The organism is Lentzea rhizosphaerae (assembly GCF_042649515.1).
Classification (GTDB): Bacteria; Actinomycetota; Actinomycetes; order Mycobacteriales; family Pseudonocardiaceae; genus Lentzea; species Lentzea aerocolonigenes.
The window spans coordinates 219,297-232,207 of the sequence record NZ_JBHRZI010000004.1; the positions used below are offsets into that span (position 1 = coordinate 219,297).

Annotated in this window: 13 protein-coding genes and 1 pseudogene; 7 read left to right on the plus strand and 7 right to left on the minus strand. The window is 69.6% G+C overall.

Annotation, left to right across the window (positions count from 1 at the left end; genetic code table 11):
* Nucleotides 1-77: 77 nt before the first annotated feature.
* The 3 genes from ACFOWZ_RS02585 (at nucleotide 78) to ACFOWZ_RS02595 (ending at nucleotide 4,388) form a co-directional block, all read left to right on the plus strand.
* Nucleotides 78-2,648: an ATP-binding protein gene (locus tag ACFOWZ_RS02585; RefSeq protein ID WP_382367982.1), complete on the plus strand. Its 2,571-nt coding sequence runs from the start codon at nucleotides 78-80 to the stop codon at nucleotides 2,646-2,648.
* A 50-nt stretch (nucleotides 2,649-2,698) separates the two neighbouring features.
* Nucleotides 2,699-2,977: a hypothetical protein gene (locus tag ACFOWZ_RS02590; protein WP_382367985.1), complete on the plus strand. Its 279-nt coding sequence runs from the start codon at nucleotides 2,699-2,701 to the stop codon at nucleotides 2,975-2,977.
* A gap of 361 nt (nucleotides 2,978-3,338) precedes the next feature.
* Nucleotides 3,339-4,388 carry an IS110 family transposase gene (locus ACFOWZ_RS02595; RefSeq protein WP_382367988.1) on the plus strand — a complete coding sequence of 350 codons (1,050 nt, stop codon included), beginning with the start codon at nucleotides 3,339-3,341 and terminating at the stop codon, nucleotides 4,386-4,388.
* A 183-nt stretch (nucleotides 4,389-4,571) separates the two neighbouring features.
* Here ACFOWZ_RS02595 and ACFOWZ_RS02600 read toward each other — a convergent pair whose 3' ends face one another.
* The 5 genes from ACFOWZ_RS02600 to lnt form a co-directional block, all read right to left on the minus strand.
* Complete coding sequence (locus tag ACFOWZ_RS02600) at nucleotides 4,572-5,048, minus strand: TspO/MBR family protein (RefSeq protein WP_382367991.1); 477 nt, start codon at nucleotides 5,046-5,048, stop codon at nucleotides 4,572-4,574.
* Nucleotides 5,045-5,341: a hypothetical protein gene (locus tag ACFOWZ_RS02605; protein ID WP_382367994.1), complete on the minus strand. Its 297-nt coding sequence runs from the start codon at nucleotides 5,339-5,341 to the stop codon at nucleotides 5,045-5,047. Before ACFOWZ_RS02605 ends, ACFOWZ_RS02600 begins: the two co-directional genes overlap by 4 nt.
* Nucleotides 5,342-5,351: 10 nt before the next feature.
* On the minus strand, nucleotides 5,352-6,140 hold the full coding sequence (locus ACFOWZ_RS02610; protein WP_382367997.1) for a MerR family transcriptional regulator: 789 nt from the start codon (nucleotides 6,138-6,140) through the stop codon (nucleotides 5,352-5,354).
* Nucleotides 6,141-6,379: 239 nt separating this feature from the next.
* Entirely contained in the window at nucleotides 6,380-7,147 is a 768-nt protein-coding gene (locus ACFOWZ_RS02615) for a polyprenol monophosphomannose synthase (protein WP_382368000.1), read from the minus strand.
* On the minus strand, nucleotides 7,131-8,609 hold the full coding sequence (lnt, locus tag ACFOWZ_RS02620) for an apolipoprotein N-acyltransferase (RefSeq protein ID WP_382368003.1): 1,479 nt from the start codon (nucleotides 8,607-8,609) through the stop codon (nucleotides 7,131-7,133). Before lnt ends, ACFOWZ_RS02615 begins: the two co-directional genes overlap by 17 nt.
* A 106-nt stretch (nucleotides 8,610-8,715) precedes the next feature.
* On the opposite strand from lnt, the pseudogene ACFOWZ_RS02625 reads away from it, so the two are divergent.
* The 3 genes and pseudogenes from ACFOWZ_RS02625 to ACFOWZ_RS02635 form a co-directional block, all read left to right on the plus strand.
* Nucleotides 8,716-9,629: pseudogene (locus tag ACFOWZ_RS02625) on the plus strand (class I adenylate-forming enzyme family protein); the annotation flags it as partial.
* A 111-nt stretch (nucleotides 9,630-9,740) separates the two neighbouring features.
* Nucleotides 9,741-10,100: an AMP-binding enzyme gene (locus ACFOWZ_RS02630; RefSeq protein ID WP_382368291.1), complete on the plus strand. Its 360-nt coding sequence runs from the start codon at nucleotides 9,741-9,743 to the stop codon at nucleotides 10,098-10,100.
* A gap of 27 nt (nucleotides 10,101-10,127) precedes the next feature.
* Nucleotides 10,128-10,733 carry a TetR/AcrR family transcriptional regulator gene (locus ACFOWZ_RS02635; RefSeq protein ID WP_081902403.1) on the plus strand — a complete coding sequence of 202 codons (606 nt, stop codon included), beginning with the start codon at nucleotides 10,128-10,130 and terminating at the stop codon, nucleotides 10,731-10,733.
* Here ACFOWZ_RS02635 and ACFOWZ_RS02640 read toward each other — a convergent pair.
* The gene (locus ACFOWZ_RS02640; RefSeq protein WP_382368006.1) at nucleotides 10,637-11,899 is read right to left on the minus strand and encodes a hypothetical protein; all 1,263 of its coding nucleotides are present in this window, start codon (nucleotides 11,897-11,899) and stop codon (nucleotides 10,637-10,639) included. The genes ACFOWZ_RS02635 and ACFOWZ_RS02640 overlap by 97 nt on opposite strands.
* 137 nt (nucleotides 11,900-12,036) lie before the next feature.
* Here ACFOWZ_RS02640 and ACFOWZ_RS02645 point away from each other — a divergent pair, with 137 nt between their 5' ends.
* Nucleotides 12,037-12,231: a PspC domain-containing protein gene (locus ACFOWZ_RS02645; RefSeq protein WP_382368009.1), complete on the plus strand. Its 195-nt coding sequence runs from the start codon at nucleotides 12,037-12,039 to the stop codon at nucleotides 12,229-12,231.
* A 142-nt stretch (nucleotides 12,232-12,373) separates the two neighbouring features.
* Here ACFOWZ_RS02645 and ACFOWZ_RS02650 read toward each other — a convergent pair whose 3' ends face one another.
* The gene (locus ACFOWZ_RS02650) at nucleotides 12,374-12,829 is read right to left on the minus strand and encodes a Scr1 family TA system antitoxin-like transcriptional regulator (RefSeq protein ID WP_382368012.1); all 456 of its coding nucleotides are present in this window, start codon (nucleotides 12,827-12,829) and stop codon (nucleotides 12,374-12,376) included.
* Between the last annotated feature and the right edge of the window lie 82 nt (nucleotides 12,830-12,911).

The following is a 12,911-nucleotide window of genomic DNA, read 5'->3' on the forward strand; positions in this document are numbered from 1 at the left end:
TATCATGGCGTCGCACGCGAGACCTCTCAACCGAATTTCGGCGAAACACCTCCCGGGGTTTGCGCGATATCCGGGACGTGAAGGTGGTGGGACGCGGCCGGGAGCTCGCGCTGGTGCGATCGCGGCTGGACGCGGCGACCGGTGGGCTGGTGCTGTGCGGCGGCGAGCCGGGCATCGGCAAGACCAGGCTGGCGCAGGAGCTCGCGGGGCACGCGCTCGCGCTGGGCCGTCAGGTCGTGTGGGGACACTGCGTCGAAACCGCCGGCGCACCGGCGTTCTGGCCGTGGCGGCAGGTGCTCAAGGCGGTCGGCGCCGACCCGGACGTGGTGCTCGCGCACGACGCCGAGGTGCCGCAGGACCGGTTCCGGGTGTTCGACGCGATCGCGACCGCGCTGGACCGCGACGGCCTGGTCATCGTCGTCGAGGACGTGCACTGGGCGGACGAGGCGTCGTTGCTCGTCCTCGCGCACCTCGCCACGCTGCAGCGCAACGTCCTGATCTTCGCGACCTTCCGCGACCCGTGCCCCGCCGTCGCGGACCTCATGCGCTCCGCCGTCCGCATCGACCTGCACGGCTTGTCCGCGAACGAGGTCGCCGAGCTCGTCGGGCCTGAGCACGCTGCCGCCGTCACGTCACTGACCAGCGGGAACCCGTTGTTCGTCACGGAGATCGCCCGCGCGGTCGCCGACGGCACCTGGCGGGCCGACCAGCCACCGCGCAGCGTCCGCGACATCGTCACCGCCCGCCTGGCGAGGCTCGGTGACGACACCCGCGAGCTGGTCAGAACGGCCGCGCTGATCGGCCGCGACTTCGATCTGGACCTCGCCGCCACGGCGTCCGGCCGGCCGATCAGCGCGCTGGACGAGGCCACGACCCTGATCGACGCGACCGGGCACCGGTTCGTGCACGCACTGACCCGTGACGCTGTCGAGGCCTCGCTGACCACCGCGGAACGCCGTGCGATCCACCGCCGGATCGCCGAGGCGATGACGGACAGCACGCACTACGCCGACGTCGCTCGGCACTGGAACGCCTGCGGTGCCACGAAAGAAGCCCTCGCGTGGACGATCCGGGCCGCCGGGGACGCCGTCGAACGGCTGGCCTACGAGGAGGGCGCCCGCCTCTACCGCGTCGCCGCGTCGCTGGAGGACAGCCACGAGATCCAGGTGGCGTTGGGCAAGGCCGCGTACTTCGCGGGCGATCTCACGGGATGCGTCCAGGCCGCCCAGCGCGCCGCCGAGCTGGCGCGGACGCCCGAGCAGATCGCCGAAGCCGCGCTGGTCCTCGAAGCCGCCCCCGGCGCGGGGGTGAACGCGGTCGCGACCCCGTTGTGCGACAACGCGTTGCGCCACGACGTCAGCCCCGCCACCCGCGCCCGGCTGCTCGCCCAGCGCAGTCACCTCGCGTTCTACCGCGGCGAGCAGCACCGTCTCGACGAGCTCAGCCGCGACGCCCTCGAGGAGGCCCGGCGCAGCGGCGACGACCGCGCGCTCGCCGAGGCCCTGCACGCGAGGCAGGAGGCCTGTCCGGGACCGGCGGGCCGCGCGGAACGGCTCGGGCTCGCCACCGAGATGATCGACCTGGCGCAGCGCACCCGCAGCCCGCGCGGCGCGATGTGGGGTTCGCTGTGGCGGATCCACGCGTTGATCGAGAGCGGTGAACTCGCTGCCGCGCAAGAGGAACTGCCTGCTCTGCGGCTCGCGTGCGACCGCGTGGGCGGCCAGGTCCCGCAGTGGCACCTGGACGTCGTGACGGCGTGCCTCTCCCAGGCGCAGGGCCGGTTCGCCGAGGCGCAGGAGGTCGGCAGGCGCGCCTACGACCGCATGCGGGTGATCGAGCGCGAACCGGCGTCCGGCGCGTACTTCGCCCTGCAGTGCGGACTCGCGTGCCACCTCCCCGTCTCCGAGGACGGGCTCGCCCTCGCCCGCCACTTCCACGACCCACCACCGCGCTTCCGCCTGATGGCGAAGGTGACGCGGGCGTTCCTGTTGCTGCGCGCGGGTTTTCGCGACGAAGCGCTGGAGTGGTACCGCCGCACCGGCCCGCCCGGCGAGTGGGACCTGCCCGCGTTCTTCGTGCTGCCCGGTCTCGTCGACGCCGTGCTGGTGACGTCGGGCCTGGACCTGACCGACGACCTGAAGCTGGTGCTGCCGAGACTCGAGGAGTTCCGCGGCGAGCACGCGGCAGGCAACGGTGTCGCGTACATGGGCCCGGTGTCCCTCGCGCTGGGCCGCGGCCACCTGGCGCTCGGTGACCTCGACCAGGCCGTCACCGACCTCGCCACCGCCGTCGACGAGGCGTCGCGGGCAGGCGCCCAGGCGTTCGCGGCGGAGGCCCGCTGGCACCTCGCCGCCGCGTTGCGCGCACGGGGCGAGGACGCGGACGCCGTGCAGCGCGCCGCCGACCGCGCGATCCGTTCCCTGGGCATGACCGCGTTCACGACGGTGGAGCTGAGCAGCCGTGAACACGAGGTCGCGTCGCTGGTCACCGAGGGCATGACGAACCGCCAGATCGCGCGGCGGCTCGTGATCTCCGAACGCACCGCGCAGAACCACGTCCAGCACATCCTCACCAAGCTCGGCTTCAGCACCCGCAGCCAGATCGCGGCGTGGATGAGTACCAGGGCGAGTACTCCGGCGGATGGCTGACCAGCGCGAAGTTCCTAGGTTGAAGTCACACCGACTTCAGGAGGAACACCATGTGGCTCACCATCGCGACCCCGCCGACCGACTCCCTCGAGCAGCTCGACAAGATCATGGGCTCGGTCGTCCCGGACGGCCTGCGCGCCCGCTACGCCTGCCAGGCCGACGGCAAGTTCCAGATCATCGCCGTGTGGGACTCGAAGGACCACGCGGACCGCTTCTTCCGCGAGGTGCTGGGTCCCGTCCTCGCCCGCGTGCTCGGCCCCGAGCCGTCGGGAGCGCCCGCGGTCAGCGGCATGGAGGTGCTGCGCGAGTTCATCCCGGCCACCGCGTGACCGCGTGAGCTTCGCCGGCCGTTAAGCACCTGCAGAAGTTTCGTCCGTTACTCGCCCGCCGGACGTGCCTCCGGCTCTGATGGCGTCTGCAAGTACCACTCAGTGTCAGAGTTGGTGTCGCCGCTGGTGATCAGTGGTTAGTGTCCGGCCCTGGTCGTGGGGTGACTCTCAAGTACCACGCCCCCGGTAACGGGTGGCTTGTGTTGGAAATGTCCACCGCGACCAGGGTCCTCGGACCGGCCGGCCTGACTTGATAGAAGCGTGGCCTAGACGCTGTACCAGCCTCGACTGAGGTGTGTCGTCCAGCCGGTCCGAGGGAATGTGCTGTCTCCCTTGGCTGAGAGGACGAACACGAGTGTCGATGGTGGTCTGTGGGATCGATCCGCACAAGTCAACGCTCACTGCGGTCACCGCTGACGCGGTCGGCCGCAGGCTGACCCAGCGTACGGTCGGCGCGCGGCCGGAGAACTGGCTCGGGCTGCTGGCCTGGGCGCGAGGCCAGGCCCGGGAGGTGCTGTGGGCGGTCGAAGACGGCCGCGGCCTGGCCGGTGGCCTGATCCGCTACCTGCTCGCCGCCGGGCAGCGAGTGGTGCTGGTGCCGCCCAAGCTCATGGCCCGCGCCCGCTCCTCGGCCCGCACGCGCGGCAAGTCCGACCCGATCGACGCGCTCGCCGTCGCCCGCGCCGCCCTGCGTGAGGACGACCTGCCGGTCGCGCACCTCGACCAGGACGCACTGGATGTCCGGCTGCTCACCGACCACCACGACACCCTGGTCGAGCAGCGCACCGCGACGATCAACCGGCTGCGCTGGCACCTGCACGACCTCGACCCCGCCCTGGAGGCCACCGCCACCCTGACCAGCGTCCGCGGCCGGCAGCGACTGTCCGAGCGGCTGCGGGCCCTGCCCGTCTCGGTCCGCCAGGCCCTGGCGGACGAGCTGCTGGCCGACATCACCGCACTGACCCGCCGCGTCCGCGAACTCGAGCGGCGCATCGGCGAGCTCGTCCGGCCGATGGCGCCCACCCTGCTCGACCTGACCGGGATCGGCGTGCTCACCGCCGCGAAAATCATCGGCGAGACCGGCGGCATCACCCGGTTCCCCACCAGCGCGGCCTTCGCCGCGCACAACGGCACCGCGCCGATCCCGATCTGGACCGGCAACAAACCGACGTTCCGGCTGTCCCGCGGCGGGAACCGGCAACTCAACGCCGCCCTGCACCGCATGGCCATCACCCAGCTACGCCGCCACCAGCCCGCCCGTGACTACCTCGACCGATACCTGCAACGCCGCCCGCACGCGACCCGCAAAGCCGCGCTCCGCGCCCTCAAACGCCACCTGTCCGACGTCGTCTACAAAGCACTCATCACCGACCTGGCCAGCACAAACAGCGAACTACCCGCCACCGCTTGACATAGAAGCTTCCAACTCAACATCAACAGGCACTTCCCTACTACCAACAGGGCCGTGCGGCACAGCCGGCGACGAGCGGGTTGGGTGCAGGTAGCGGCGATTCGATCAAGAGTTGGTGGTACTTGCAGACGCACTCGGCACCACGAGCCTCATAGGTGTCGGACAAGCCTTCTGACCAGGTGCTTAGTTGAGCGCCGCGATCGACACATTGAGAGCGCCGGCGAAGCTCACCCACGCCAGATAGGGCACCAGCAGCAGCGCGGCCGTCCTGCTGCGCCACCAGAACACGACCGCCAACGCCACGATCGACAGCCACAGCAGCACGATCTCCGCGAACGCGACCGCGTACCAGCCGAGCCCGAAGAACAACGGCGTCCACAGCGCGTTCAACACGAGCTGCACGCCGAACATCGTCAGCTCACCGCGCCCGGCACCGTTGCGCCACGCCAGCCACCCGGACAGCGCGATCAACGCGTACAGCACCGTCCACACCGGACCGAACAGCCAGGCGGGCGGCGCCCAGGACGGCCGCTGCAGGCCGAGGTACTCGTCACCCGCCGACACCGAGAACAGCGATCCCACCACGGCGGTCGCCACGACCGCCGCGACGAACACGAACAGGACCCGCACGGGGTGGTGGCGCAACGGCAACGTGGTCATGAAGAACTCCCGACAGGCAGGGCGCGGATGATGGCGAGCACCGTGGCGCGGCTGGGGGCCGCCCGTTCGGCGTCGTCGAGCAGGGTCAGTTCGTCGGCGAGCACGGCCTGGCGGATCGCGTCCCACCGGCCGGGCACCTCACGCGCGAGCACCTCGACCAGCCGTCCGCGCAACGCACGGCCGGCAGGGTCGTCGGACGGCAACAGCCGCCAGTGCGCGCGCAGAACGCGCTCGGCCACGTCCTCGCCTCCCACCGCCCACGCGAGGCGGATCATGCGGTCGGCGAGGCTCATGCCCCGGAGTCTAGATTCGATTCAAAATCGTTTCAACTGCGGTCAGGAGCGTGTCCACGCGCTGAACGCCCTCCGGCAACGCCACGCCGTCCCATCCCGGCCCGCCCACCAGCACCGGGACACTGTTGATCTCGGTCAGCGGCACCTGGTCCGCATACACCCGGTCGTGTGCCCACACGAAGACGATCCGCGGCCCCACCCGCGTCACAGCGCTCACCAGCGCGGCCGCCGGAACGCGGGCGCCGAGGTTGCGCGACACGCACCCCTGCTCGGCGAGCGCCGCCGCGAGCACGTCCAGGGGCAGGCTGTGCTGCTCGTCCGGCGCACACGCCAGCAACGCCGAAGGCGCCCCCACCGCGACCCCGGACACCCGCATCGCGTCGGAGATGCTCCCGCTCGCGACGTGCTCGACCTCGACCCCGCAGGCCTGCGACGAGACCCGCTCGCCCATCTCGACGAGGAACGGCATCAACACCGCGTCCCACGTGTGCACAACACCGTGGCGCGCGATCAGCCCGACAGCCACCCTGCGCATCCTCGCCGCGTCGAGCTGGTCGGCGGCCCCCTCGAAGTCGAGGTCACCGGACGGCACCAGGGACGCGGCGGCCGACGCGGGCGCCACACCCGAGTTCGTCAGCTCGACCATGCTCTTCAGCCGTGCGACGTCATCTTCGCTGTAGCGGCGATGCTTGCCCTCGTGCCGTGTGCTGGGACCTAGTCCGTAACGGCGGTCCCACGTGCGCAGGGTCGTGGGCGAGATGCCGAGCATCCGCGCGACCGCTCCAGCACTCCACTCCACCGCTCACCTCCGTCGCATCGATTTTGAATCGTAAAGCGCGGAGGCGCGGACGCACGCGGGGCCCTTCCGTGTCGCCTGAGCGAACGAAAGCTCCCCGCGTGCACCAAAGGACGGAGCGGAGGTGGCGTGATGGTGGCGAGGTCGGGCGTCCAGCACCTGGTCGAGCGCCCAGTCCGCAACCGCGATCGGCCAGAAACGACCTCGGACCGCCCGGTGTGGACGGTCCGAGGTGGACGGTGCTACTTCTTCTTGCCCGTGAACAGCTCCTTGAGCTGCGTGCCGCGGCGGCGCAGGCCCCACTTCGTCACGCGGATCAGCGCCTCGCGGACGATGTTGCCGCTCATCTTCGACTCGCCGAACTCGCGCTCCTGGAACGTGATCGGCACCTCGCGCACGCGGAAGCCGAGCTCCAGCGTCCGCCACAGCAGGTCGATCTGGAAGCAGTAGCCGGCCGACGCGACCGAGACGAGGTTCAGCTTGCGCAGGGTGTCCGCGCGGAACGCCCGGTAGCCGCCCGTCATGTCGCGGATCGACGCGCCCAGCGCGAGCCGCGAGTACAGCGAGCCGCCCAGCGACAGCAGCTTGCGCTTCGCCGGCCAGTTCACGACCTCGCCGCCGGGCACCCAGCGCGAGCCGAGCACCAGGTCGGCCTTCGGCAGCGCGTCCAGCAGGCGGTGCAGCTGCTCGGGGGCGTGCGAGCCGTCGGCGTCCATTTCGCACACGACGCCGTAGTCACGGGCCAGCGCCCACTGGAAGCCGGCGACGTACGCGGCGCCCAGGCCGGCCTTCTCGGTGCGGTGCATGACGTGGACCCGCTCGTCGGCGGCCGCCATCTCGTCGGCGAGCTGGCCGGTGCCATCGGGGCTGCCGTCGTCGACCACCAGCACGTGCACCTCGGGCAGTGCCGTGTGCAGTCTCTTGACGATCTTTCCGATGTTGTCCCGCTCGTTGTAGGTCGGGATCACCACCAGCACCTGCCCGAGTTCCTGGTCAGGCTGCTGCGCCATTCGAGTCCTTCCGTCGTCGTGCGAAGCCCAGCGCCAACGCGGCAAGGCCCGCAGCGGTCATCACCCACTCGGGCCAGGCTCCTAGCCAAGTCGCCAGCGTAGTCTGCGACCGGAGTGGCAGCTCCGCGACCAGGGCACCGGGCACGAACAAGCCAGTCTTCTGAGTGACGGAACCGTCGGGTTCGACGATCGCGCTGACCCCCGACGTGGCCGCCACGACCACTGCCCTGCCGTGCTCGACGGCACGCAGTCGCGACATGGAAAGCTGCTGGTAGGTCATCTCCGTGTACCCGAACGTGGCGTTGTTCGTCGGGATCGCGATGATCGTCGCGCCGGCCGTCACGGAGTCGCGGACCACTGAGTCGAACGCCACTTCGTAACATGTGTCAATCGCGACCTTCGCGGGCCCCATGACGAAACCGTCCGGGTCCGAACCGGGCTGGAACACCCCCGCACGGTCCACGGTGGACGTGAACAGCCGGAAGAACGACCGCATCGGCATCGTCTCGCCGAACGGCTGGAGCTTGCGCTTGGTGTAGGTGTCCGTCGGCCCCTTGCCCGGCTCCCACAGCACCACGGTGTTGCGCGGCAGCCCGTCCTTCCGGTCGACCACCACGGCACCGACAGCGATCGGCGCCTTGATCGCGTCGGCGGCCGCGTCGATCGCCGCCGCCGCGTCGACGTTGCGGAACGGGTCGATGTCGGACGAGTTCTCCGGCCAGATCACGATGTCCGGCTGCTTCACCTTGCCCGCGGCGACGTCCGCGGCCAGCTCGATGGTCTTCTTCACGTGGTTGTCGAGCACGGCCCGGCGCTGCGCGTTGAAGTCGAGCCCGGCGCGCGGCACGTTGCCCTGGATCGCGGCGACGGTGACGGTCCCGGCCGAGGCGTCGACCCCGACGGGCACGACCAGCCCTGCCAGCAGCGGCACCAGGAACAACGGCACGCCGAGCTTCCAGTTCTTGAGGACCCAGAACAGCCCGAACCCGGTCAGCACCACCGCGAACGACACCAGCGGCGCCCCGCCGAGCGAGGCCAGCGGCAGGTACCAGCCCTCCGGCTGACCGAACGCGATCTTGCCCCAGGTGAAGCCGCCGAACGGGAACACCCCGCGCAACGCCTCGTCGGCCACCCACAGCAACGCCGCCCACAACGGCCACCCCGGCACGCGCGACGCGAACGCCATCGCGGCCGTGCCGATGGAGATCATCAGCGCGCACGCCAGCGCCAGCGGCAGCCACGCGATCAGCCCGACGAACTCACCGGTCCACCGCAGCAGCGGCACCATGAACCCGAGCCCGAACAGCAGCCCGTAGCCGAACCCGGCCCGCACGCGCCGTTCGTGGATCGTCCAGGCGAGCAACGCGAACCCGACGGGCGCCAGGAACCACAGCGGGCGCGGCGGGAAGCTCAGGTAGATCAGCACGCCGCCAGCGACGGCGAGTGCCACGCGCAACAGCACCGGCGGGCTCACTCGGCGCTTGCGAGCGGGCAATTCCGGCGATTCCGGCGCAATGGGGGGTGCGACCACCCGATCAGCCTACGAGGCCCAGGAGTAGACAGAAGGTATGACCTACGTCGATCTTGTGTTGCAGCGGCTCTCCACAGACGGCGAACGTGAAGCGGTGATCGGTGGCGACACCAGACTCACCCGCTCCCAGGCACGCGACCTGCTGTTCCGGCTCGCGGACGGTCTCGTCCAACGCGGCGTGAAGCCGGGCGACGGCGTGGCGGTGTACGTCGGCAACACCCCCGAGGCAGTTCTGTTGAACCTCGCCGTCCACCTGCTCGGCGGCCGGCTCGTGTACGTGCCGCCGGAGCCCGGTCCCGCCGAGCTCAAGGCCCTCGTCGAACGGGCAGAGGTCGCCGGAGTGGTCGTCGACCCGTCGTTCGGCACGCAGATCGACGGCTGGCACCTCCAGGACCTGCCCGGCGACCCCGTCGAACGCACCCCGGCCCCGGACTTCGCCACCGTCGCCTACACAGGGGGCACCACCGGGCTGCCGAAGCTCGCGGTGCACCGGCCCAACCCTCTCGCCGCCACGGATCCACGTGCGTCCATGCCTCCGGTGAACATGCTGTGCAACACCCTGATCACCCACGGCAGCGGTGCCTCCATGTCGAAGGCCGCGCTGGTCACCGGGTCGAAGCTGGTGCTGGGCCCGTCGACGTTCGACGCGGACACGTTCGTGCGGCTGGCCCGCGACGAGAAGATCGCCGTGACGATGTTCGTGCCACCGATGTTGTACGAGGTGCTCGACCGCCCGGACTGTCCCGGCCCGCAGTTCGGCATGGTCCTCGTCGGCGGCTCGCCACTCGCCCCGAGGCGGCTGCGCCAGGCGATCGAGAAGTGGGCCCGGTCGTCAACCAGGGGTACGGCATGACCGAGGCACTGGGCATCTCGATGATGCCCGGCGCCGACATCGATCTCGACCGCCCGGAAACCCTGCGCACGGTCGGCAGGCCCGACCCGGCGATGGAGGTCGAGATCCGTGACGGCGACGTGTGGGTGCGCGGCCCGTTCGTCATGGAGGGCTATTGGGGCGAACCGCCGTTGAGCGAAACGGCCGACGGCTGGTTCAACACCGGCGACATGGGCTATTTCGACGACGACGGCTACCTGTACCTCAACGACCGCAGCAAAGACGTCATCGTCACCGGCCGGACCTCGGACAACGTCTATTCACGCCTGCTTGACGACTTCCTCGTCACGCTTCCCGGCATCCGTCAGGCGGCAGCGGTCGGGCGGCCGGACGAGGCGCTCGGCGAGGTCGTGCACCTCTTCCTGGTCACCGACGGGCAAGAAGATGTCGATGTCGACAGGATTCGCGATTCGGTGGTGGCCGAACTGGGTGATCTTTACCAGCCCACAGGCGTCACGATCGTTCCGCAGCTCCCTCTGACGAAAGTGGGAAAGGTCGACAAGCGCAAGCTTCGTTCCCACTTTCGGTAAGGTTCGAGGTAAATCAGGAGGTGACGGATGCCCCGTCCAAGCGTGGAAGCCGAACGCAAGGCGCAGATCCTCGCGTCCACCTGCAAGGTGATCGCGGCCGAGGGCTTCCGCCACCTCCGCGTCTCCGACGTGGCCAAGGACGCGGGCGTCTCCGGTGGCACGGTCCACTACTACTTCGAGACCAAGCGCGAGCTGACCGACGCGGCGTTCGAGCACTGCTTCGAACAGTCGGTCGCGCGCCGCCGCTGGATCCTCGAGTCGGACGAGCCGCCGCTCTCACGCCTGCGCATGGTCGTCGAGTCGTACCTGCCGGAGGGCGCGGAGACCGTCGAGGCGTGGAAGGTCTGGGCCGAGCTCTGGGTCGAGGCCATCCGCAACCCCGAGCTGCAGGAGCTCAACGAGCGCTTCTACGGCGAGTGGCGCGACATCGTGGCGAGCATCTTCCGCGACGGCCAGCGCTCCGGCGACATCCACGCGCCGGGCGACCCGGTCGAGCTGGCGAACATGATGGTCAGCATGCTCGACGGCCTCGCGCTTCAGGTGCTGGCGGGCTCGAAGGCCATGACGGTCGACGCCATGCGCACCACCTGCCTGAGGTTCGTCGACCAGCTCTCCACGGCGTCCGTCGGGTAGCCCGTCCCGCCGACCGCGACGCACAGGACGATCAGCAGCACCACCGGCGTGCGCGTGAAACCGAGGAACAGCAACCCCTTCGGCACGGGCACGGTCTCCGCGAACCGCTGCGCCTCGCTCAGCAACAGCCCGCCGAACATCAGCAGCAGCACCGCCAACGGCATCGTGCGCCCCATCGCGTTCACCGCGACGAGCGACGCGCCCGCGGTGGTGACGATCGCAGCCGTGAACCACCAGTGGTGCGGCGAGTGCCAGGGCCCCTTCCCGCTGTGGGCCATGAGCCAGTCACCGAACAACACCGCGATGACGGTGAGCACGAGCACCCGCAACGCCGTGAGCACACCGTGCCCGTCGGCCTCGTACGCGATCGGCACGTAGGCGATCCCGAGCGAGACGAGCGGCGTCACCGCCAACACCCGCGCGACCCTCGTGACGGCCGGCCGCTGCGGCGCGGGCGGCCGCATCGCCACCTTGGCCCTGACCCGTTCCGCCTCACCGACCTTGCTGCGTGCCGCCTCCGCGTCCCCCTGCTCCCAGACCACCCACACGAGCCCGAGGAACACGACGACCCCGAGCACCACCGCGTACCCCGTGAGCTGCCGCGGCCCGTAGACCCACCCGATCCCGCCGACCACCACGCACAACCCGAGCCGTATCAACGACCCCAGCTCCGGCCGAGCACTGCGCCACGTCTTCTGCGGCCACGACGTCAGCACCAGCCGCCGCGTCACGAACCACACACTCGCTCCCGTCGCCACGGCCGCCAGCCACATCGCGAGCCCAACCCCGGGCTGCCGCAACGACTTCGTGTCACCGAAGAGCACCACGGCCGCGACGAGCGCGACGACCGCCGCCGGAATCCTGAGCCGCCCCAAGGCCCACAGGTGCTGACGCACCCACCGTTCGCGGTTGCGCCAGGCGGACTCCCCCGCGACGAGAACGAGAAGCCCGAGCGCGCCGAACGCGATGGGGTTGCCGGCGAGATGCGCCGTGGCCAGCACCCCGATCGGCAGAGCCCTCGGGATCGGACTCTCCGCGAGAGTGACGCTGCGCAACGGCGACGGCTGCCCGTTGAGCTCTTGGGCGCGCAGCCACTGCCACGCGCGCCAGAGCAGTGGGACGTACACCGCGACGAAGACCGCGTCGACGAGAAGGTCAATGCTCATCTCGGCCTCCCCAAGGGTTGCGGGACAACCGTGGAGTCGCAGGTCAGAGCGTCGGGGTTACGTGCTGTAGCTCATCCGGGTGAAATCAGGGTTCATCCCCGATGCAACACGTGGACTAGTTGGCGCATTGTGGGTATATGACCACGAAGGTTGCTTTGAGCAGGCCCAGGACCAACCGGATGATCGCGGGTGTGTGCGCGGGGCTCGCCCAGCGCTGGGGCATGAAGGCGAGCACGGTGCGCATTCTGTTCCTGCTGTCCTGCCTTCTGCCCGGACCGCAGTTCGTCGTCTACCTCGTGCTCTGGGTGATCATGCCCGACCGCGGCTACTGACCGACCGCAGGAACGCCGTCCACGCTGCCGGGCTGACCGGCAGGTGGGTGGCGCATTCCGACGCACATCCGAGTCGTCTTCGCTCAGCGCGACGCTGTCCAGCTGCTTCACCACTTGCTGGTAGAGCTCGATCGATGCCTTGTCATCGAGGAACAGCGCCGTGTTCATGCTGCCCTTGTAGCCGCTGCGTCAGCACGTCAGCGCCTCCGACCGGCGCGTACAGAGCTGGTTCGTACACGTAGAAGGCGAACTTCCGGTGTGCTGCCACGATACTTCGCCGTTCCATCCGCTCAGCTACCCACGCGGAAACACCCTCGGCTTCGATGAATGGGGATCCCTCAGCCAGAGCGCGCGCGTACAGCTCGATTTGCAGCATGCCCGGCAAGTACAGCGAACTCCAGTGCACGATCTCCTTCGCGATCCGCTCGTGCTGGTTCAGCGTCCGGACGTGCGGCGTCAGCACCAACTCGAGGAGTTGGAGCCAGCACTTTTCCCTCGACTCCAGGAGGTGCTTGAAGTCGTCCGGTGTGGCCTGACAGACGCCCAGCAAGTAGGTGAACTCTTCGAGGCTCACCCCGCCCTTGCCGTTGACCAGCACAGTGGACACTCTCTTTGACATGTCGGCGAAACTACTGAGGTTGAACAGTCAGGATGCACACGGCGTGTCGCCCCTGGTTGTT

What these genes read in the sequence shown, in the direction of transcription:
- ACFOWZ_RS02590 (WP_382367985.1), top strand. Translation starts at nt 2,699, where the DNA reads ATGTGGCTCACCATCGCGACCCCGCCGACCGACTCCCTCGAGCAGCTC.
- ACFOWZ_RS02595 (WP_382367988.1), top strand. Translation starts at nt 3,339, where the DNA reads ATGGTGGTCTGTGGGATCGATCCGCACAAGTCAACGCTCACTGCGGTC.
- ACFOWZ_RS02600 (WP_382367991.1), bottom strand. Translation starts at nt 5,048, where the DNA reads ATGACCACGTTGCCGTTGCGCCACCACCCCGTGCGGGTCCTGTTCGTG.
- ACFOWZ_RS02605 (WP_382367994.1), bottom strand. Translation starts at nt 5,341, where the DNA reads ATGAGCCTCGCCGACCGCATGATCCGCCTCGCGTGGGCGGTGGGAGGC.
- ACFOWZ_RS02615 (WP_382368000.1), bottom strand. Translation starts at nt 7,147, where the DNA reads ATGGCGCAGCAGCCTGACCAGGAACTCGGGCAGGTGCTGGTGGTGATC.
- ACFOWZ_RS02630 (WP_382368291.1), top strand. Translation starts at nt 9,741, where the DNA reads ATGGGCTATTTCGACGACGACGGCTACCTGTACCTCAACGACCGCAGC.
- ACFOWZ_RS02635 (WP_081902403.1), top strand. Translation starts at nt 10,128, where the DNA reads ATGCCCCGTCCAAGCGTGGAAGCCGAACGCAAGGCGCAGATCCTCGCG.
- ACFOWZ_RS02640 (WP_382368006.1), bottom strand. Translation starts at nt 11,899, where the DNA reads ATGAGCATTGACCTTCTCGTCGACGCGGTCTTCGTCGCGGTGTACGTC.
- ACFOWZ_RS02645 (WP_382368009.1), top strand. Translation starts at nt 12,037, where the DNA reads ATGACCACGAAGGTTGCTTTGAGCAGGCCCAGGACCAACCGGATGATC.